The sequence below is a fragment of the Phenylobacterium sp. J426 genome (assembly GCF_024699945.1).
In the GTDB taxonomy this organism is placed as follows: domain Bacteria; phylum Pseudomonadota; class Alphaproteobacteria; order Caulobacterales; family Caulobacteraceae; genus Phenylobacterium.
Map to the genome: position 1 here is coordinate 289,160 of NZ_JAJOMY010000002.1, position 20,030 is coordinate 309,189.

Annotated in this window: 15 protein-coding genes and 3 pseudogenes; 5 read left to right on the forward strand and 13 right to left on the reverse strand. The window is 64.6% G+C overall.

Annotated elements, in window-relative coordinates:
* Positions 1-134: 134 nt before the first annotated feature.
* The 3 genes and pseudogenes from LRS10_RS22985 to LRS10_RS22995 form a co-directional block, all read right to left on the reverse strand.
* Positions 135-292: pseudogene (locus LRS10_RS22985) on the reverse strand (transposase); the annotation flags it as partial.
* Positions 293-760: 468 nt separating this feature from the next.
* Positions 761-1,981, reverse strand: coding sequence for a hypothetical protein (locus LRS10_RS22990; protein ID WP_257839488.1), 1,221 nt, complete (start codon positions 1,979-1,981; stop codon positions 761-763).
* Positions 1,978-3,213 carry an oligosaccharide flippase family protein gene (locus LRS10_RS22995; RefSeq protein ID WP_257839489.1) on the reverse strand — a complete coding sequence of 412 codons (1,236 nt, stop codon included), beginning with the start codon at positions 3,211-3,213 and terminating at the stop codon, positions 1,978-1,980. The genes LRS10_RS22990 and LRS10_RS22995 overlap by 4 nt, the downstream gene beginning before the upstream one ends.
* Positions 3,214-3,508: 295 nt before the next feature.
* Here LRS10_RS22995 and LRS10_RS23000 point away from each other — a divergent pair, with 295 nt between their 5' ends.
* On the forward strand, positions 3,509-4,024 hold the full coding sequence (locus tag LRS10_RS23000) for a hypothetical protein (protein WP_257839490.1): 516 nt from the start codon (positions 3,509-3,511) through the stop codon (positions 4,022-4,024).
* A 123-nt stretch (positions 4,025-4,147) separates the two neighbouring features.
* Here the strand turns inward: LRS10_RS23000 and LRS10_RS23005 are convergent, their stop codons facing one another.
* From LRS10_RS23005 to LRS10_RS23030, 6 genes and pseudogenes are all read right to left on the reverse strand, one after another.
* Positions 4,148-5,101 (reverse strand): GDP-L-fucose synthase, encoded by a 954-nt coding sequence (locus LRS10_RS23005; RefSeq protein WP_257839491.1) that lies wholly within the window; start codon positions 5,099-5,101, stop codon positions 4,148-4,150.
* The gene (gene gmd / locus LRS10_RS23010; RefSeq protein WP_257839492.1) at positions 5,094-6,170 is read right to left on the reverse strand and encodes a GDP-mannose 4,6-dehydratase; all 1,077 of its coding nucleotides are present in this window, start codon (positions 6,168-6,170) and stop codon (positions 5,094-5,096) included. The genes LRS10_RS23005 and gmd overlap by 8 nt, the downstream gene beginning before the upstream one ends.
* A 12-nt stretch (positions 6,171-6,182) precedes the next feature.
* On the reverse strand, positions 6,183-6,851 hold the full coding sequence (locus tag LRS10_RS23015; RefSeq protein WP_257839556.1) for a glycosyltransferase: 669 nt from the start codon (positions 6,849-6,851) through the stop codon (positions 6,183-6,185).
* Positions 6,828-7,401 (reverse strand): annotated as a pseudogene (locus LRS10_RS23020) (glycosyltransferase); the annotation flags it as partial. The gene LRS10_RS23015 and the pseudogene LRS10_RS23020, both read right to left, overlap by 24 nt.
* Before the next feature lie 338 nt (positions 7,402-7,739).
* Positions 7,740-8,579, reverse strand: a complete 840-nt coding sequence (locus tag LRS10_RS23025; protein WP_257839493.1) for an NAD(P)-dependent oxidoreductase — start codon at positions 8,577-8,579, stop codon at positions 7,740-7,742.
* Between the two features lie 61 nt (positions 8,580-8,640).
* Positions 8,641-10,755, reverse strand: coding sequence for a polysaccharide biosynthesis tyrosine autokinase (locus LRS10_RS23030; protein ID WP_257839494.1), 2,115 nt, complete (start codon positions 10,753-10,755; stop codon positions 8,641-8,643).
* Between the two features lie 294 nt (positions 10,756-11,049).
* Here LRS10_RS23030 and LRS10_RS23035 point away from each other — a divergent pair, with 294 nt between their 5' ends.
* The 3 genes from LRS10_RS23035 to LRS10_RS23045 all read left to right on the forward strand — a co-directional run bounded on the left by LRS10_RS23035 (position 11,050) and on the right by LRS10_RS23045 (position 14,285).
* Positions 11,050-12,252: a glycosyltransferase gene (locus LRS10_RS23035; RefSeq protein WP_257839495.1), complete on the forward strand. Its 1,203-nt coding sequence runs from the start codon at positions 11,050-11,052 to the stop codon at positions 12,250-12,252.
* A gap of 26 nt (positions 12,253-12,278) precedes the next feature.
* A complete protein-coding gene (locus LRS10_RS23040; RefSeq protein WP_257839496.1) occupies positions 12,279-13,238 on the forward strand; it encodes a hypothetical protein in 960 nt (319 codons plus the stop codon).
* A 114-nt stretch (positions 13,239-13,352) separates the two neighbouring features.
* Positions 13,353-14,285, forward strand: a complete 933-nt coding sequence (locus LRS10_RS23045) for an NAD(P)-dependent oxidoreductase (RefSeq protein WP_257839497.1) — start codon at positions 13,353-13,355, stop codon at positions 14,283-14,285.
* Positions 14,286-14,336: 51 nt separating this feature from the next.
* Here LRS10_RS23045 and LRS10_RS23050 read toward each other — a convergent pair whose 3' ends face one another.
* From LRS10_RS23050 to LRS10_RS23065, 4 genes and pseudogenes are all read right to left on the reverse strand, one after another.
* Positions 14,337-14,525, reverse strand: coding sequence for a hypothetical protein (locus tag LRS10_RS23050; protein ID WP_257839498.1), 189 nt, complete (start codon positions 14,523-14,525; stop codon positions 14,337-14,339).
* A gap of 454 nt (positions 14,526-14,979) precedes the next feature.
* Positions 14,980-15,969: an efflux RND transporter permease subunit gene (locus LRS10_RS23055; RefSeq protein WP_308238044.1), complete on the reverse strand. Its 990-nt coding sequence runs from the start codon at positions 15,967-15,969 to the stop codon at positions 14,980-14,982.
* 64 nt (positions 15,970-16,033) lie between these two features.
* Positions 16,034-17,995, reverse strand: a pseudogene (locus LRS10_RS23060) (efflux RND transporter permease subunit); the annotation flags it as partial.
* Between the two features lie 68 nt (positions 17,996-18,063).
* Complete coding sequence (locus tag LRS10_RS23065) at positions 18,064-19,122, reverse strand: efflux RND transporter periplasmic adaptor subunit (protein ID WP_257839499.1); 1,059 nt, start codon at positions 19,120-19,122, stop codon at positions 18,064-18,066.
* Between the two features lie 115 nt (positions 19,123-19,237).
* Here LRS10_RS23065 and LRS10_RS23070 point away from each other — a divergent pair, with 115 nt between their 5' ends.
* Positions 19,238-19,870: a TetR/AcrR family transcriptional regulator gene (locus tag LRS10_RS23070; RefSeq protein ID WP_257839500.1), complete on the forward strand. Its 633-nt coding sequence runs from the start codon at positions 19,238-19,240 to the stop codon at positions 19,868-19,870.
* The last annotated feature ends 160 nt before the right edge of the window (positions 19,871-20,030 follow it).

Sequence of the window (20,030 nt, forward strand, 5' to 3'; positions counted from 1 at the left end):
AGAGCCTTCGCCAGCTGTCGCTGTGAGGGTCAGGCGCGACTTGCCGCCTGCCGGTCCCTCGATCATTGTGAGAGCCTCGGGGTTGATAGTTGATCTCCAGCGCCGAACGGTAGAGGCCGGCCGCCGTGGTTCAGCCGCACCGCTTCCGACCTAGGGCCGCCATGCGCCGAGTAGGGCCTGACGTGGTTGTAGTCGGGCCGCCAGCGCTCGATCACAGCCCAGGCCTCGGCCAGACTTTCGAAGACCTCTTCGTTCAGGCACCGTCGCGCAGCTTGCCGTTGAAGCTCTCGACAATCGGTTCTGCTGTAGTTTGCAGTCCCGGCCTCCTGCTCCCGCAGCACGCCGATGATTTCCGCCTCGTTGAAACCTGCCCTTCTCACGTCCGTCTCCTCGGGTGACGGACTCTCACTCGAAAATGCGGGATCAGGGGCAGGCCCAGTTTGCCAAGCGTTCGCTGGGCCGCATCTGGGCGTAGACCTAGCTGGACGCGCACTTCGCCGCAACGATGTGCTTCATCGGCGACCGCGTCTTGACTAGCGCGCCCGTCGCGGACCGGCGGCCTCTGACCTTCGGTGGCCAAGGAACACGGTTACGTGGAAAGTGGGGTGGGAATCGCTCGTCTGATGGCCGAACTGGCCAAGCATCTGCCGAAGACCGAGCGGCGCAACTTCTCGCTCGCCACGGCCTCAGTGGTGGGAGACGCGTTAACATCGGATAATTGGCGCCATTCCTCATAAGTTCGCCCACGGCAGGGCAAGAATCACGGGTGAAGTAACGAGGCTGAACCTAGCCTTTCCAATAGCTGCTGCCGCTCCGTTGCAAGACCTAGCGGGCCGAGGGAGGTGAGAGCGTTGAATACGTCGGCAGCGACTTTCTGCGCCACTGCTTGGCTGCGCGCAGCCGCGTAGGCAGACAAACTGCGCTCGTATGTCGTTCGCGCCCTCATCAAGCGCTCAAGAGCTTGAGCGGTGGCGGACGAGTCACGAATATTCGCGGCCTCACCAAGCTTGAACCGACGAACTTCCTCTCCAATTTGGAAGTTGTGTTGCGTCAGAACGGGCTTGCCGAAGCGAGCCGCCAATCCGATAACGCCGGACGAGCCGACGTGATCCAAATACGGAGCGAGCACGATATCGGCGTCCATCAGCCGCCGCTGGAGTTCGCTAGCACGCAAATACCCTTCCGAAACTTCGATGGCTACGCCCCGATCGGAGAGAGCCTTGAGCCCGTTCATGACCGTATTCCGGTAGGTCTCATCGACAAACTTACCAGCTATAGTGAGGTGTATACTAGGAAGCAACACCGCATCCAAATTTAAGATGCCTTCGATCATCTCAAGGATACCCTTCCTCGGCTTTAGAACGCCGAAGAGAAGTAGATGTGTTCGCTTCTGATCGCGGCTCCTCTTTATTGCTGAACCCACGTCGCTGTCCAATTCTGATAATGCATCTGGAAATTCAATTACCGGACAGCGGATGGCGCGCTTCCAAGCGGGATTATAGGTCAAAAGGCAGAGTGCCGTTGTGCTCGCGATCTGAAGTAGTCGTAATTTCGCGATCGCCTTGATACGATCCTTGTAAGAGATCATATCGGACCGCGAATAGTTAAAGATGTCGCGAAAGTAAACTCCGGCCCACAGAGGAATTCGTTGAGCCTGCGCTCTCAACATTGCGATTGGAGCGACAAAGGGATCGAGCATCGGAAAGAACCATGCGTCTTCAGGCGAGGTCCTGCGGAGCAGGCCGCTGATGTACATTGTTGCGTCTTGCACCGTTCCCAGGCCAATATCAACATCCCGCACGTATTCTACTTTAGCGGGTATGCGACCTATTATATCCACGGCTCCATGCCATGTGCTCCGGGAGGTTTCAACGCGCATAGCGATGCCTGATACTTCAGAAGCGCGCATATAGAATGCCAACTGCCCGGCATGATGCCCGTCACTAAAGGGGTCGCAGAAATACAAGCGTCTTGAGGTCATGCAGTGGCCTCGCCACGGGTCTTCGACCAATCGCGAATTGCTCGGGTTGCAAATATCGGTAGCAGCCAGGTCGACGTCAACGCAGCTGCCGAAACTAGGCCCAATAGGATCGATTCTGAACCATGCTTACTCGCCATCAAGGTTAATCCCGCCATGATTGCTGCCTCTACACTGTACAGGATCGCCACTGTCTTTGTGCGCCCTGAGGCAATCAAGAGTACGGCCCAAAGGTGGCCCCAAGCTACTTGCGCAAAGAAGAACCCGCACAGGCCATAGAATAGCGGGGACGATGTGGCGCCATGACCCGTCCAGAGCCGCAAGAGTTCGTCGCCGAAGAAGGTCAGGCCGGAGAAGGCAGCTGCCGCCGCGGCGAGTATGAATGCTCCCAGCCACCTGGCCATGACATGCGCCGAGCGATCACCTTCTCCGATTGCGCGGGCGATAGCCGGCCAGGTCGTCGAGCTGACCATTGAGATCACGGTGACAAAGGCGACTAGTAGGCGCAGCACAAGTCCAAGATCCAAAGCTCGAGCGGGGCCAAGTGACGCAGAAAGTAACACGACCGGAAGTTGGCTCTGAACCAGCGAAGCGATCTGTATGACGAAGAATGAGGCCCCTCCCCTGGCGAGCCGGACTAGATCAGCAAGATCCCCCTTCGATACACGAAAGTATGGTTGATAGGTCTTCGCAACTATCCCTGCGAGCAGCAAAGATCCGATCAGCTGACCTCCTGCTATCGCGGCGATGAAAGTCACCGGCTGTGGCATAAGCCACGGGAGCGTCATCAACGCGACCAACGAAAGCGCGCTACCCGCAGCGCGGCAGTAATTGGTAACGAATTGCTTCAGCGTACCGATGTTGACGCCTTCGAAGACTTGCAAGAACACGTTGGCCGCACCCAATATAATCATGGCGAGTGCAGCTAGGTGCAGCTGTGTGCGTGAGATTTCAGGAGGTAGCGGAACACTGTTTGCCCACACCTGGATCGCCCAGGCGAGGAGCAAGGTCGCGACACTCGTGAATGCTGCAGAGCATATTAATGCTGAGCTTAACAGCTGTCGAAGCTTGGTTGGATTAGAGCGTTCATAAGCGATGACCTGGCCCAGGGCGGAGTGGAGGCCGAACGTGCCTAGGTTCATCCAGCTAACCAAGGCAAGTAGAGCAAGGACGGTCCCGAAGCCCGCCTCACCGAGCAGGGCAATTCCAATGGGCGGCGCAACGAATGTAGGCATGATTGCCAGCGCCCGGGCTACGACCCCCGAGCTGAGGGCCGCTGCGATTCCACGGCCGGTCCCCGGCCCGATTGGCCGACGAGGTGTTAGGCGGGGAGCCAAGATTAGGCCTTACCAAGCATACTTTCGGCTTGTTCAAGAGTAATCTTCGGAAAGATGTCGAGCTTTCCCCCAACAGTGGCGTCGAAGATCCGTCTACCCCCGCGCTAAAGGCGGTAAGCGCCTTGGCATACTCGACCTCACTTTGATCAAGATCAGGGGTGCCCCATACCGTACCAGATTTGAAATAGTCCGGGTGGAAGTGGTTCTCGTCGGCACCCTCACGCCGTTGATACGTGCTGGCACTCCCCGTGAACTTGAAGCTGTGATCGACGCCAAAAATGATGACCGGGTCCGCGCCCATCCAATACGCCAGCTGAAGAGCGATGTAGGTGACCGTCGCCGAGGATCCAAAGCCGAAGGTCGGGTCGGTTACGAACTCATTCGAATTTCGAGCATGGAAGTAGCTCAAACGTCGGCGGTTCTCGCTTTTCAACAACCAACGCGCCTTCCAAGCCACATACGTCGGTATAGTGGAGCTCGCGAAGGAGCTCTGATGTTGCAACGCGACGACATTGTTCAAGCAAACCACGTAGGAAGGACGCCATGTGGTTCGTTCGAAGAGCAAGTCGATCTTGTTCATCCCAATAGCTGGGTAACCGCTGAACCTCTCGAGCGGCGTTTCAATCAGACTGGGCCCATTTCCGACAACGAGCAGCGGCTGACCTACATGGACATCGCGGAGGGCCGCAATGTCGCGCCAATTACCTGACGCCTTATACAACAATTCGTCCACGAAATAACGGACCGGCTTGGTTATAGACAGCGCAGCCTTGCCCGCTACACCTAATATGTTCTGCCGCTCTGCGTCCACTCGTGGCCCTCTCTCTCGTTATTAAGCAGTCGCGGCGGAATAGTTGGCGAGGAACCATTGATAGCTTTGCCTCAGCCCATCCCGGAGTTCTATCCGCGGCTCCCACCCGGCCTCCCGAAGCCTGTCAGCGCTCATGAGCTTCCGAGGTGTACCATCGGGCTTTGAAGTATCGCAGACGATGTTCCTCGGAAGGCCAACGACATCGCAGATTATGCCTGCGACTTCGCGGATTGGCAGGTCCACGCCGGAACCAACGTTGATATGCTCGTAGTCGCTGTAGGTCTTGAGTAGGAATACCACGGCATCTGCGCAGTCGTCGGCGTGCAAGAACTCCCGCAGAGGCGTCCCTGAGCCCCAGATAGTCAGATGGTCATCGCCACGGAGCTTGGCCTCATGCGCCTTGCGCATGAGGGCAGGCAGCACATGGCTTGAATTGAGGTCGAAGTTGTCGCCCGGCCCGTAAAGGTTGGTCGGCATGGCGCTGATGAAGTCGCAGCCGTGCTGCTTCCGGTAAGCTTGAGCGAGCTTGATGCCGGCGATCTTGGCGATCGCATACCACTCGTTGGTGGGCTCGAGCGCGCCTGTCAGCAGCGCGTCTTCGGGGATCGGTTGGGGGGCCAGCTTCGGGTAGATGCAGGAGGAGCCGAGGAACACCAGCTTTTCCACACCCGTCCGGTAGGCGCCGTGGATGATGTTGGCTTCCAGAATGAGGTTTTCATACAGGAAGTCGGCTGGGTAGGAGTCATTCGCCAGGATGCCGCCGACCTTGGCGGCGGCGACCACGACGGCCTCCGGCCGCTGGTCCGCCATCCAAGCTTCGACGTCTGCCTGTCGGCCAAGATCCAGCTCCGCGCGCGTGGCCGTAAGGATCTCGCAATCCTCGGTCTGAAGTCGACGCACGACCGCCGAGCCGACCATCCCGCGGTGGCCGGCAACCCACACGCGTTTGCCTCTAAGGGGGTAGATCTCACGCATAGGCGGCGATCGGATCAGTGAGCATGGTCTTGAGATCTTCCTTAACCATCTCGCGGGCGAGCTCGCGAACGTTGGTTTCGTGCTCCCAACCAAGCTTGGTCTTCGCCTTAGCAGGGTCGCCGAGGAGGAGGTCAACCTCCGTCGGGCGGAAGTAGCGCGGGTCGATCTCGACCAGGCAACGGCCAGTCTTGGCGCAATAACCCTTCTCATCCACGCCTTCACCTTCCCAACGGAGGCTCAAGCCGGCGTCTTCGAAGGCCCATTCGACGAACTGCCGAACCGTGGTCGTCTCGCCGGTAGCGAGGACGTAGTCGTCCGGCTCGTCCTGCTGGAGCATCATCCACATGCCGCGGACGTACTCGCGGGCGTGGCCCCAGTCGCGCTTGGCGTCCAGATTCCCGAGAAAAAGCTTCTCTTGGCGCTGGTGAGCGATCGCCGCTGCGGCGCGCGTGATCTTGCGGGTCACGAAGGTCTCGCCCCGAAGCGGGCTTTCGTGATTGAACAGGATGCCGTTCGAGGCATGCATGCCATAAGCTTCGCGGTAGTTCACCACGATCCAGTAGCTGTAGAGCTTTGCTACGCCATAGGGGCTGCGCGGGTAGAAGGGGGTCTTCTCCGACTGGGGAACCTCTTGCACCAGGCCATAGAGTTCCGAGGTCGAGGCCTGGTAGAAGCGCGTCTTCTTCTCCAGCCCGAGGATGCGGATGGCCTCGAGGAGCCGCAGCGTACCGACGGCGTCCGCGTTGGCAGTGTACTCCGGTGTCTCGAAGCTCACCTGCACGTGGCTCTGAGCCGCGAGATTGTAGATCTCGTCCGGCTGGACCTCCTGCACGATGCGGATGAGGTTGGTCGAGTCGGTCAGATCGCCATAGTGCAGGATCAGCCGCGGATTGGCTTCATGCGGATCCTGATAGAGGTGCTCGATGCGCCCCGTGTTGAACGATGAAGACCGTCGCTTCACGCCGTGAACGATGTAGCCTTTGCTGAGCAGGAGCTCGGTGAGATAGGCGCCATCCTGGCCAGTCACACCCGTGATGAGGGCGACCTTTGGAGTGGTGACGTTGGACATTCGGCTCCTCGCTTAGGCGGCAGCAAGCGCTTCGGGCGCTTCACGCTGCTCGGGTGTTACAAATAGTGCGGCGTCAGTGAAAGCCTGGATCAGGCGGTGACGCGAGAGTTCACCGGCGAGCCGCAGGCGCTCGTCCTGCTGAGACGCGCGCGGCGGTTCCGAGCTGGTCGCCAGGATCGCCCTGGCAAGCGCGTCGGCATCGCCAGGGGGTGTTCGGTGGCAGCTGTCGCCAAGGAACTCCGCCAACTCCGTGCCGGCATCGGCGGTGACGAGGATGCGGCGCCCTGAGGCTAGCATCCCGCCGAGCTTCGAGGGCAGAAGCAGATCCGCCGCGCTGCGCTCCTGGGGCAGGACATGCAGATCCGCCAGGCCGAGGAAGTCGCCGAAGCGGGCCTCAGGCTGGAAGTCGAGCAGCTTGATGTTCGGCAGCTCCCGCGCCGCCTGTTCGACAGCCCCGCGCATCGGCCCTTGCCCGGCGATGACGAAGACAATGTCCGGCTGAGGAGCGAGACGCCGAGCGGCTTCGACAAGCAGCTGAACGCCTTGCTTGGCGCCGATATTGCCAGAGTAGAGGACGACGAAGGACCGCTCGGATATCCCAAGTTCGCGCCGGTAGGCGAGTGACGTTGGGACGGGCTTGATCGCATCTGTGTCCACCCAGTTGCGGACGACCCTGATCACATCGTGCGGCACGCCCTTCGCCCTGAGGTGATCCGCCATGCGGTTGGAGATCGTGATGACCCTGTCGAAGCTGCGGGTCATGCTTCGGTCGAACGCGCGGGCCAGCCGATCCAAAAAGCCCGCCGCCACGAAGGTGGCCCACCGCGAACGCCGCGTCGATCTCCAGATCCTGCACATGGAGTACAGAGCGGGCGCCGCAGAGGCGTGCGGAGAGTAGCGCCACAGGGGCAACGAAGAGCGTCGGCTCCACTGCGAGGACAATGTCCGGCCGCTCCCTTAGCGCCTGCGCGACGAAGACCGGAGCTGAGCATATGGCGAACGACAGCGGCGCGAGCAGACGATGGAAGCTGCGCATCACCCTGGGCAGATAAATCGGGCAGCGAAGGACGCGAACACCGTCCAGCGTCTCTTGGCTCCAGCGTCGGTTGGAGAACCCCTGCTGGGTCCGCCAGCCGGGATAGTGCGGCGGGGTGGTGACGACCGTGACTTCGTGGCCCTGCTGCTGGAGGTAGGCGCCGATTTCGCCTGTGTAGCGGCCCACCCCTGCCATCTCTGGGGCGTAGTTGATCCCATAGATGAGGATGCGCTTGCCCACTCAACCCCCGCTGACACACACAAAGACAGGTCGACGGGCCCCGCCCCGTCCAGATGCTCTCGTTAACTGGCCGCGAGACGGGAAGCTAGCTACCAAACGGCCGCACACGAGCAAGATCGTCAGGTTGCCTCACAAGCGACCACCCGCCCCAGACTTGAGGCTAGACGAAGCGTGTGGCGGTTTCGTCACGCCAGAGGGATAGCGCCCGCCGCAGGTCGGTTTCGAAATTATATCCGGCTTCCAAGAGCCAACCAGGACGCACCTTCGTCGATTGAACAAGCTTCATGACCCGCTCACGATGGATCGGGGTGCGGATGCCGGCCGCCGACAAGGCTTCGAAAACGGGGGCCATGGCCAGGAAAGGCCAAAGCGGCAGCGTGGGGGGGATTGACCTTCCACCCGGCGACGTCGCGGAAGGCGGCGACTATGTCCTCCGTCGTGCTGAGCTGCGGGTCCGCGAAGTTGTAGCGAATGAAGGGTTCGTTTCGCGTCAAGGCGAACGCGAATGTGCCGAGCAGCTCGTCGACATATCCCCCCGATTTCACGGTGTCGCGGCGGCCTGGGAAGGCGAAGTAGCCGCGCCGCAGAGCGTTAGCCAAATGCGTGTAGTTCCCAAATTCACCTGGCCCGAAAACGACGCCGGGCCGCACGATAACGAGCCGTCGGCCTGCCGCCGCAACCTGCCAATCCTCATGAATGAGTTCGGCCATGCGCTTGGACCGCCCGTAGTCCGAAACTGGCCGGAGCGGCGAGTCCTCGGCGACGACATCCTCACTGGGCCCGTACACTGAGATCGAGCTGGTGAACACGATTGTTGGGATCTCACAAGCCGCGGCGAAACGCGTAACCTGCAAAGCGCCGTTCACGTTGGTGTCGTAGTACTCAGCGGGAGGATGGCCTGGTGTGCGATGGACTGCGGCTAGGTTGTAGATTTCGTCAACCCCGAGTCCCAGCGCGGTTGGGAGGGGGTGACGGACGTCCCCCTCGACGTATTCAACCTTTGGAACCCGTTCGCGCGGCGGCGCGATATCAACTGCGACGATGCGATCATATCTCGCATCCTCTGCGAGACGCCGGGCCAGACGGGTTCCGATGAACCCGCTCGAGCCTGTGATGACCGCCCCCAGTCCCATCTGCTTCGCTACCCGATTTTACTCTCGACCAACTCGTATGCTGTGAACGGACCAGTACAGGCTACTGGTCCTGATAATATTTCTTATATTTGGCATAGTAGTAAGTTTGATCGCCATACCCGTAGCGAACCTGCCGTTTCATATCGACCTGGCTCAAGACCACGCCGCCAACGTGGGCGCCAGAGGTTTCCAGCAACTTGAGCGCAGAGTCCGCCGCCTGGATCGGCGTCTGGCGCCATTTGGTGAGGAACACGACAGTGTCTGCCTTCGCTGCGAGCACTCGCGTGTCCGACACGGCGAGGGTTGGAGCTGTATCGAGGATGACGAGGTCGTACTTGCCGGTGGCGTCGCGCAGGATCTGGTTCATGCCGGCCGTGTCGAACACATCTTCCGGCGTGAAGGAGCTGCGGGCCAGCGGCAGCACGTCGAGGCCGGTCGCCTCATCCCGTACGATGACCTCTTCGACGGTCGCCCGGTTCGTCAGCACGTCAAGAAGCCCGCGCTCAGGCTGGATCCCGAGCAGGTTATTCACATTACGACGGCGAAGGTCGCAGTCGATGATGAGCACCTTGGAGCCGCCCTGAGCGGCCGAGCGGGCGACGCACACCGCCGTTGTCGACTTGCCTTCGGAGGGGAGGGCGGAGGTGAACACCACCACCTTCGCGGGGCGACCGTCGCGGACGGTGCGGAGCGCCGTGCGCAACGAGCGGATCGCTTCGGAGAAGCTGGAGAGAGGCTTCTCGACCACATAATCAACTGGCGTCAGGTGCTTGTGCGTGGCCTCCACCACGGAGCCGAGGCTCGGCAGCGCGCCCAGGAATGGCAGCCCGAGGTGGTTCTCGACGTCCCGCCCCGTGGTGAGGCTCGACTGCAGCCGCTCGGCGACCAGCACGCTGGCGGCGCCGGCGCCAAGGCCGAACAGCAGGCCTAGGGCCAGGTTCATCGGCACATTGGGAGAACTCGGCCCAGCCGGCATACGGGCTAGGCTGACAATCTTGGCGTCCGGCTGCTCGCCGCCAAGGGCGGCGTTGGTCTGCTTCGAGCGGTTGAGGAAGTCGGTGTAGACGGTCCGAGCCGCCTCGGCCGCGCGCTCGAGCTCCGCCAGTTGCAAGGAAGCGGCCCCGTCATTGGCCAATGTGCCGCGGGCTGAGCCCAGGCTGCCCTGCAGCGATGCGACCCGCTGGCGGGCCACTTGCGATCGGCCTTCGAGGCCAGCGATGACCCGGCGAAGTTCGGCGTCGATCTGGCCGTCCAGGTCGGTGAGCGCGCTCTGCGCCTTCAGAAGATCGGGATGCTGCGAACCGTAGCGGTCTTGCAGCTGGGCGACACGGCCGCTGACCTCAGCCCGCTTGCCGCGCAGGTCGCGGAGCAGCTGCGAGTCAAACGACTCCGTGGAGGCCCCGGCGCGGCCGAGCTGTGCGCGGGCCATCCGGAGCCGCGCTTCGTCTTCGGCGAGCGCCGCACGGGCGGTGGCGAGCTGCTGGTTGTAGTTGGAGACCTCGCCCGCCGTGTAGCTGGCGCCCGGGTTCGCCAACAGTCCGTTTGCGGCCTTGTATTGGGCGATCGCCTGGTTCGCCTTATCCACATCCGCCTTCAGGGCCGCCAGGCGCTTGTTGAGGAACTCGCCGGACTGGGCGCCGGTCTGCGCTTTCGCGTCCTGCTGGGCCCGGAGGTACTGCTGGGCGTAAAGATTGGCGACATCGCGCGCCCGCGCTGGATCGTCCGCGGTGAAGCTGATGTTGATCGCCGAGGTGAGGCCGGCGCGGGTGGCCTTCACGCCGGCTTCAATCTGCGGAAGGACCAGATCGACCGGCCGCTGGGGCGTCGCCATGGCGGCGGCGACCTTCTGGGCCAGGGCGCGCGAGCGCACCACCTCGACTTCCGTGTCAACCGTCGCGGAGTCTACAGGCGTGGGGGCGCCGCCCGCAGCGCTGGCGGGCGATTCCAGCACGACGGTCGAAGTCGCCGTGTACTTGCGCGGCGCCAGGGCGGTGACGATCGCCGCCACCAGGAAGCAGCCGAGTGCGACGCCGACGAACAGCCGCCAGCGGGAGAGAAAGATCGTCAGAAGACGGGTGGGTTCAAACCGTTCGCCCGGATAGCCGCGCTCGAATGCGTCGCTGCTGGCGTTGCGGTCAGATCCGGCCTCCGGCCTTTCGGTCAAGGCGTCGCTCATCGCCACATCACGCTCCCAATAGATCGGCAGATAACTTGGTTCGGACTCGCCCCGCCGCCCGCGCCTCCAAACAGCACCGACGAACGTATGTCGAGCATAAAGTCAGGCGCTCGCCCGCCAATGCGGCACTCTGACCGAATGCCAAGCGCGACGACTGCGTTATGATTTTTTCACTTCATCTTACAAAACAGGTCGTGACAAAACCCGGTTAAGGCGAGAAGCGGCCATGAGGCCCGCTTGCGCGGCAGTGTCTAACCTGTAACACTTTCAGTTGAAAGTCGCCTTACGGTTCAAATGATCGTCGTCCACGTCCTGACTCGTCTGCTGCGCGCTGGCGCTGAGGAGAACACCCTCGCGATCTGCCGCCTGCAGCGCGCCGAGGGGCACCACGTGGTGATCCTTCATGGCGCCGAGTTCGACAGCGCCATGGTCGCCGAGGCGCGCCGCGAATTCGACGTCTACCAGCTGGACCGTCTTGTTCATCCCATCTCATTGGTCGACGACCTGGCCGCGGTGGGGCAGATCCGCGCGCTTCTGCGCGCGCTGAAGCCGGACGTGGTCCACACCCACCAGAGCAAGGCGGGGGTGGTGGGGCGCATGGCCGCACGACTCGAGCGGGTGCCGCTGGTCGTGCACGGCGTCCATATCATCCCCTGGACGCGCATCGGCCCCATCAGCCGCGCCGTCTATATCGCCGCCGAACGCCTTTGTGGGCTTTGGACGCATGCCTATGTGGACGTCAGTCCGACGGTTCGTAATGAGTACCTGCGCCACGGGCTCGGGCGGCCCGAGACGCACTTCGTCCAGCTGAGCCCGATCGAAATCGGGCGGTTCGCAAGCGCATCCTGGCCAGACGACTGGCGGTCTCTGCTCGACGTGACGGATCGCAGTCAGAAACCGCCGGTGATCCTGATGCTGGCCGCCTTCGAGCCGCGCAAGCGGCATATCGAACTATTGGAAGCGCTGGCCCGGACGCCGCTGCCCCGCGGCACGCGGGTGCTGCTGGCTGGGGACGGCCCGGAAGTTGCGCGCGCGCAACGTACGGCGCGCGCCCTCGGCCTGACGGAGACGGTGCGCTTCCTCGGCCATCGGCCAGACCCTGAGCGACTGATCGCTATGGCTGATGTTTGCGTCCTGACGTCTGAGCGGGAGGGCCTGCCGCGCGTGGTGGTGCAGTATCTGGCAGGCGGGCGGGCGACGGTGGCGACGGATTTGCCAGCGCTCAGCGACATCCTGGTCGACGGCCGCAATGGCGTCATCGCCGCAGACGTGCAGGGGGCCGCCGACTGCGCCGTCGGACTGCTGCAGAACACGCTCAAGCGGGAGCGGCTTGCGGCGGGGGCGGCGGCCACTGATGTCAGCGCCTGGTCGGGCGAACGGGCCTATCCCACGGTGCAAGCCGCCTATGCCACGGCGGCCGCCCGTGTCGGAGTGGACCTGGCGAACAGGGCGCCCCCTCCGGTGGGGGCCACACGGGGGCGTGTCGTGGCGCTTTAGGCGCAGGGATTTGGAGGGGCTGGGGGATGCTGGGGTTAACGCGGACGCCGCTGCGGGTCAGCCTGTTTGGCGGCGGGACCGACTATAGGGCCTACTTCGAGCGCCGGCCTGGCGCGGTCGTCGGCTTCGCGATCAACCGCTACATCTATATCTCCGCCCTGAACCTGAAGGGCTGGCAGACCTACAACTACCGGGTGGCCTACTCGTTGCTGGAGCAGGTCTCTGAGGTGGACGACATCCAGCACCCGATCGTCCGCGAAGTGCTGAAGGCCTGGGACGTTCGTGAACGCCTCGATCTGAGCTGCCAGTCGGACTTCCCGGCGGGCAGCGGCCTGGGCTCCTCCTCCGCCTTCACCGTCGGCTTCATCAACCTGGTCAGCAGCCTGTTCGATCGTCCGCTTTCGAAATTCGAACTGGCCCGCAAGGCGATGTATGTTGAGCAGGAGCTGCTCTGCGAGAATGTGGGGGTCCAGGACCAACTGCATACGGCGATCGGCGGTCTGAACCGGTTCGATTTCGACGGCGCCAAAATCTCCGTCACTCCCGTTCAGCTGTCGCGCGACGCGCTGGACCGGCTCAACAGCTGCCTGGTCCTTGTGCACAGCGGCGTGGTTCGCCGGGCGTCCGATGCGGCGGAGCTGCAGATCCAGTCCATCCGGCACGGACAGACTGACGCGGAACTTGGCGCTCTTTACGACCTTGTCGGTGAATGTGTCGCGCTGCTCGAAGGCGGCGGCGGCGACGTCGTCGCCGAGCTGGGCGGCCTGCTGCGGGAAGGCTGGGCGATCAAGCGCCGCTTGGCGCCAAACATCAGCAACAGCGCCGTCAACGATCTCTATGAGGCTTGCCTTGGTGCGGGGGCCTACGGCGGCAAGCTGTGCGGCGCCGGTGGGGGGCGGGGCGATGTTCATGCTGATCGAGCCGGAACGTCTGCCGGCGCTACGAGCCGCGGTCGCGCCCCTCTCGGTCGTGCCGATCGAGATTGACGTCGATGGGGCGGTCGTTATGCAACCCAGCGGGCACGTTCAGGAGAACAGGCGCCCGGCCCGGATCGAGCCTGCCCCTCGTGTCGCCTGGGCCGCGGCTGCGGCGGAGTAGGCATGCGCGTACTAATCACCGGCGGCGCCGGCTATATCGGATCCATCCTGACGCCGCTGCTTTTGGCCGATGGCCACGAGGTGACGGTGCTCGACACTTTCGCCGGCGACAGCTTCTCTCTGGCCGATTGCTGCCGTTACGAGGGGTTCACGCCCATCCGCGGCGATGCGCGCGACAGTCGGTTGCTCGACGAGCTCGCGCCGCGGCACGACCTGTTCATTCCGCTGGCGGCGCTGGTGGGCGCCCCGCTCTGCGCCCGAGACGCCATCGGCGCGGTGACGACGAACCGCGATGCGGTGAAGGACCTGATCGCGCGCCTGTCGCCCGACCAACGGGTGATCTATCCCACGACCAACTCCGGCTATGGCGTCGGGGCCGCCGACGCCTTCTGCACCGAGGAATCTCCCCTACGACCGATCTCGCTCTACGGCAGCAGCAAGGTGGAGGCGGAGCAGGCCGTGCTGGACTGGGGCCACGGGGTGACTTTGCGTCTCGCCACAGTCTTCGGAGCCGCGCCGCGGATGCGGCTGGACCTGCTGGTGAACGACTTCACCTACCGCGCCTTTCGTGACCGCTTCGTGGTGGTCTTCGAAGGCCACTTCCGCCGCAACTACATCCACATCCGTGACGTCGCCAAGGCGTTCCGGCACGTGCTCGCCCACTACGACCGCGTGAAGGGCGAGCCCTTCAATGTCGGGTTGTCCGACGCGAATCTGACCAAGCTGCAGCTGTGCGCGAAGATCCAGGAACAGGTCCCGGCCTTCGTCTATCTGGAGTCGGAGATCGGCCAGGACCCCGACAAGCGGGACTACATCGTCTCTAACGACAAGTTCGAGGCCACCGGCTGGCGTCCGGATTGGACGCTTGACGCCGGCATCGCCGAGCTCCTGAAGGCCTATCAGATGCTGAACGTGAACCGGTTCGCGAATGTCTGAAGATCGCGCCGCCGCAAAGTCAGCGCTTCGTGAAGCGGAAGCGGGGCGCCTTCAGATCCGACGATGCGTGGCTGCCTCGGCGACGTCCGCTTCACGGGCTTTGCGCGCGTCCTCGAGCTCGATCGCGAGCGCATGGGCTTCCTGCGGCGTCATGATGATGGAGGTCGGATAGCCGGAGAGGCCGGTGATCGCGACCTCAACGCCGCGGACATGGACAAAGACAGCGACGGAACCTGGCATTTTCCCCCTCCAGCTGCGCCAGACGCACGTCTCCGCGAAGATGTCTCGCGGACCAGACGGGCCCCAGCCCACCAAGGTGTCAAATGCTAAGCGTCGCCGTCGGTTCCAGATCGCCGTTGGCGCGATGCAGGTTCGGTCATTGAGGCTGCTGCGAGGCCCTTCCGGCGGCTTACCGACGCTTCTTCGGCCAGCGGGCGGACGTTGGTGATCAGCGACCCGCGGCCGTTCGGCGCCAAGCCCATGTGCGACAGGTCCGCATGGCTTGCGGTGATCTTGGCGCAGGCGCTCCATGGGCGACTGTCGCGCGGCGCGCGACGGGCGTGTTTGTCCAGGCGGGTGCGCTCGAACGCAGACGACGAGCCTCGACCGATGGGGGTCGCCTTTGCAGCCGGCCCGAGCTTGACGACGGCGCCGGAGAACCACGCATCGACGGATGCAGACCGGCTGCGCCGGCTCAAGCCGCGTGCGGCAGCGGCGCGCCGACGCGCGGCTCGGCCCTCAGCTCTCCCCGGCTTAGCAGCCAGTAGGTGACGGGCGTCGCCACGCGCGATAGCAGGGTGGAGGTGACCAGACCGCCCATGATGGCGATGGCAAGCGGCGAATAGAGCCCGGAGCGCTCCAGGGCCAGCGGCATCAGCCCGAGGAACGCCGTAACCGAGGTCAGCAGGACCGGCAGGAAGCGCACCTCGCCGGCTCTTTCGATCGCCTCGCGCAGCGGGACGCCATCACGGCGCAGCTGCTCGGTGAAGTCCACGAGGAGGATCGAATTTTTGATCTCGATGCCGATCAGCGCGATCAGGCCGATGGTTGCGGTGAAGGACAGGGAATTGCCGGTGATCCACAGCGCCGCCACCGCGCCGAAGAGGCCAAGCGGAATGACGCCGGCGACGACCAACGCAGTCTTGAACTTGCCGAACTCCAGCACCAGCACGGCCAGGATGCCGAAAATCGCGATGAGAACCGCCGCGCCCAGGCCGGCGAAGCTCTCTGACTGCGCCTCGGCCTGCCCGCCCAACGAGATCCGGTAGCCCGGCGGCAGCTGAAGACGCGCCGTCAATGTCCGGCTCGCCTCCTCCGTGACGGCGGAGGTGAGATAGCCGGTTTGCACCTGGCTGGTGACGGTGACGGTGCGCTGGCGTTCGTAACGCGTGATACGGGCCGGGCTGGAGCGGAACTCCGGCGAAGACACCGCGCCCAGGGGCGCGGCCTCCCCGCCCGCGGTCGGCACGTAGATGTTTGAGAGGGCTGAGAGCTCGTTGCGCGCGCTCATGGGCAGACGGACCCTGACGGGATAGTCGTCGCCGTCCGGATCGCGGAACCGCGCGGTTTCCTCGCCGGATAGCGCCAACCGCGCGACCCGCCGCGCCGCGCCCGCCGACGCGCCCAGGGCGGCCGCCTTGCCCTCGTCCAGCCCCAGGTCGAGATCCGTGCGATCGATGCTCAGGGGGGTTGTTGACGTCGCGCGTGCCGGGCGTGGCCTTCAGGATCCGCTCAGTCTCGGCGGCGAGGGATTTTAGAACCGACATGTTCTCGCCGCGCAGGCGGACCGCCACCGGCGCCTCTACGGGCGGCCCATTTTCGAAGGTGATCAGGGTGATCCGCGCGCCGGGATAGCCGGCGAACTCGCCCCGCAATCGGTCGAGCAGGGCCTCGCTCTGTCCTGGCTTCCAGGCCACCAGAGAGGCGAAGACCTCCGCATAGTTCGACTGCGGCTGGCGCTGCATCTGGTTATAGAAGATCTGCGGATTACCCCGGCCAAGGTTCGCGGCCGCCCAGGCGACCTCAGGCTCGCGCGCCAGGCGGCTCTCCACGTAGCGTAGCGCGCGGTCGGTGCGCGCTAGCGACGCCCCTTCCTGGGCCTCGATCCGCACCAGAAACTGCGGCGTCTCCGCAGGAGGGAACAGGCTGGACCCGATCACGCCAAGCAGCGGGATCGTCGTCAGGCAGATCCCGCCGATGATGGCGAGCGCCGCCCATGGCCGCGCGAGCGCGCGGTGCAGCATAGGGCTGTAGACGCGGTGTATCGCGGCGTTTACGGCCTTCAGGACGGCGTTGCCCTCAGGATCTTCGTGGCGCGACAGGAAGCGGCTGGCGAGGAACGGGATGATGGTCAGTGAGACCACCAGGGACGCGCCGACGGTGCACAGCACGGTCACCGGCAGCGAGCGTATGTAGGCGCCTGAGCCCCCCGGAAGGGCGAGCAGCGGCAGGAAGGCCAGCATCAGCGTCGCCGTGCAGCCGATCACAGCCAAGGTGATCTGGCGGGTGGCCATGATCGCGGCGGCGGTGCGCTCCAGCCCCATGCGCAGGTGCCGCGCGATGTTTTCCACCACCACGATGCTGTCGTCGACCAAAAGACCGAGCGCCAACACGAAACCGGCGATCGAGAGCTGGTTTACCGTAAAGCCGAGGGCCTGGAGGAGGGACAGGCCGATCAGCAGCGAAAGCGGGATCGAGACCATCACCACGCCCGCCGCCCGCCAGCCGAGCGGCAGAAGCGTGATGCTGACCAAGCCCACGGCGATGCCGAAGTCGCGGAACAGCTTGCCCAGTCTATGCTCCACGTTCTTGGCCTGCACGAATGCGCGCTCCAGCTTCACGCCGCCCGGCAGAGTCCGTTCGAATTCGGCGAGCGCGGCCTCGACACCCGCCGTGACCTCGGCCACGTCAGCGCCGTCCTTCTGCGTGACTGTGACAAACACCGCGCGCCGGCCGTTGAACCGCGTCAGGTGCTGCGGTTCGGCCTCGGCCCACTGCACCTGGGCGATATCCCGCACACGCAAGACCTGGCCGCCGGCCTCCCGAACTGCGGTGTCGGCGACGTCCGCCACGTCCCGGAAGGCGCCGCCGCTCTTGACGTTGAAGCGCCGTTCGCCGGCGTGGATCGCCCCGATAGGGGCATCTGCGCCCGCGGCGCGCAGCGCGTCGGCCACCGCCGTTGGCGGCAGGCGGAGCTCGGCCAGGCGGCCCATGTCCAAAGCGACGCGAAGTTCCGATTGCGGCGTGCCCCACACCTCCGATTGGCGCACGCCGCTCACACGGTCGAGGCGCTCGCGCAGCCGCTCGGCGACCTTCTCCAAACGGCGCATCGGGAGGGTGTCGCTCACCAAGGCCACCTGCACGATGGCGACCTCCGTCGTTCGCGCCCGTCGCACCTCCAACAGAGTGAGGCCCTGGGGCAGCGCGCCGCGGATGGCGTTCACCTCCCGGACCACCTGATCGTATTTGCGCTCCGGATCCACGTCCCAGGTGAAGTTCACCGAGATCACCGCGGCCCCGTCCTGGCTGGTCGACGAAATGTCGTCCACGTCGTCCAGGCCCGACAGCGCATCCTCGATGGGATCGGCGACGAGCTGCTCCATCTCCGCCGGCTCGGCGCCGGGGAGGACCGCGCGCACCACCATGGTGGGAATTGGGAAGTGCGGGTCTTCCGAACGAGGCGTGGTGTTGAACGCGTTGAGACCCAGCATCACCAGCAGGGCGAAGGCCACCAGGGTGAACTGCCACCGACGGACGGCGAAATCGGCGATGTGCCAGTTCACCGTGCGGCGGCCCGCTGGGGGGCGAGGCGGCTGGGATCGACGACGCGCACAGCGTCCCCATCAGAGACAAAACCCGCGCCGGCCGTGATCACCTGCGTCCCGTTCACGAGCCCGCCAACCAGGGCGTGATCGCCATCGAAGCCGCCGAAGCTCACGGTCCGCCGGCGCGCCTTGCCGCCCGCATCCACGATCAGGACGGCGGCCGTTCGGCCCTGGGCCTCGATGATCGCCTCGGCCGGCAGGCGGGCCAGGGCCGGCGACGCCGCCGCCGCCGCCTCCGGGGCGACCGCAAGCCGGGCGCGGCCCATCTGGCCGCTGCGCAGCTCCGGCGACATGGCGGGCAGCTCGATCTCGACGTCGACCGCGCCTGTTCGGGCGCCGGAGCGCTCCCCGACTCGCGTGACGCGGCCGGTCAGGTGCGCAGCAGCGCCGTCCAGGGTCACCATGGCGGCAGACCCAGGGCGGATACGCCCGGCCTCGCGATCGGGCACCGGCGCCCACATGACGAGGGGGCTGCCCTCGTCCGCGACGCGCAGCACCATCTGCCCGGGTTGCACAACCTCACCAGTCTGGACCCCGCGTTCGAGCACCACGCCGGACACCGGCGAAACCAGGGTAGCCCACCGGCGATCGAACGCCGCGGCGCTAAAGCTCGCCTGCGCGGCTTGCACGGCGCTGCGGCGGTCATCCAGCCGTTGGCGGCTGACGAAGCCCTTCTCGAACAACGCCTCGTCACGGGCGAGGTCGCGCCGCGCCCGTTCCAAGTCGGCGCTCGCCCGCTGCTCGGCGGCCGCGACCCCGGCGGGATCCAGGGTGGCGAGCACTTGGCCTGCGTGCACGACGTCGCCCTGTTCCGTCCTAAGGCTGGTTAAGACCCCCGGCACGCGGAACGAAAGGTTCATCTCCCGCCGCCGCGCGACACGGCCGGTCGCCTCGATGTCGCTCGAGGCCCGGCCGATGGCGACGCGCACCGCCTCGACGGCCGGCGCCTGGGCGGGCGCGGCAACCGTTCCCCCTGCGCCGCTGCAGCCGGCCAGCAAGAGCGTGGCGCCCACGACGACGAAACTTCCACTTCGCACGGCGACGAACTCAACCAATCAATGATAGGTAATCAGTGATCGATGAAGATGTCCGATTGTCAAGCTGCCTGAAGGAGGTCACCACAGGTCGATGACTGAGAGCGTCCAGAGATCGCCGCGGAAGCCGAAGGGCGCGGGGAGCGAACGGCGGGAGGAGATCTTAGCGGCGGCTCTGCGCCTGTTTGGCCAATATGGGCTGCACGGGGTTTCGACCCGCCAGATCGCGCAGGCGGTCGGCATCTCCCAGCCGACGCTCTATGCCTATTTTCCCGCTAAGGATGAGATCGCCGCGGAACTGCACGACCGAGCCTTCCGCGACCTTGAGCGGCGGTACGAAGGGCTCCCGCTGGGAGCCCGCGACGTCGACGCCATCGCGGCCGTCCTGCAGATCTACGTCGATTTCGGCCTGAGCAACCCCGATGCCTATCGCGTCGCCTTCATGCTCGAAGGGATGCTCGGTCGGCAGGCGCCGTCCTGCGAACCGGATATCTCCAAGCCGGCGAAACGCGCCTTCGACATCATGAGACAATTGGTCGGAGACCTGCACGCCGCCGGCCTGAGCCGAACCGATGACCCCGAACGCCTGGCGCAATCGCTGTGGGCGGGTCTTCACGGGCTCGTGTCGCTGCTGATCGCGCGCCCGGGCTTTCCGTGGGCGGATCGACAGACCCTGATCGCAAGCCACGTCCGCCTGCTCGCCGAGGCCGCCTTGAGGGCGCGTTGATGCCCACCAATTCCCAGGACGACCGACTCAAGCGGAAGGCTGCGCTAGCGCTGAGGAGCTGAAGAGGCGTGTCAGCTGAGCGGCATGCGCCGGGTATTCCCGATGACCATCGCGCAGTACGCCCGGTTGAGGTGATGTGCGCCGCCCCGGGACTGCCAGC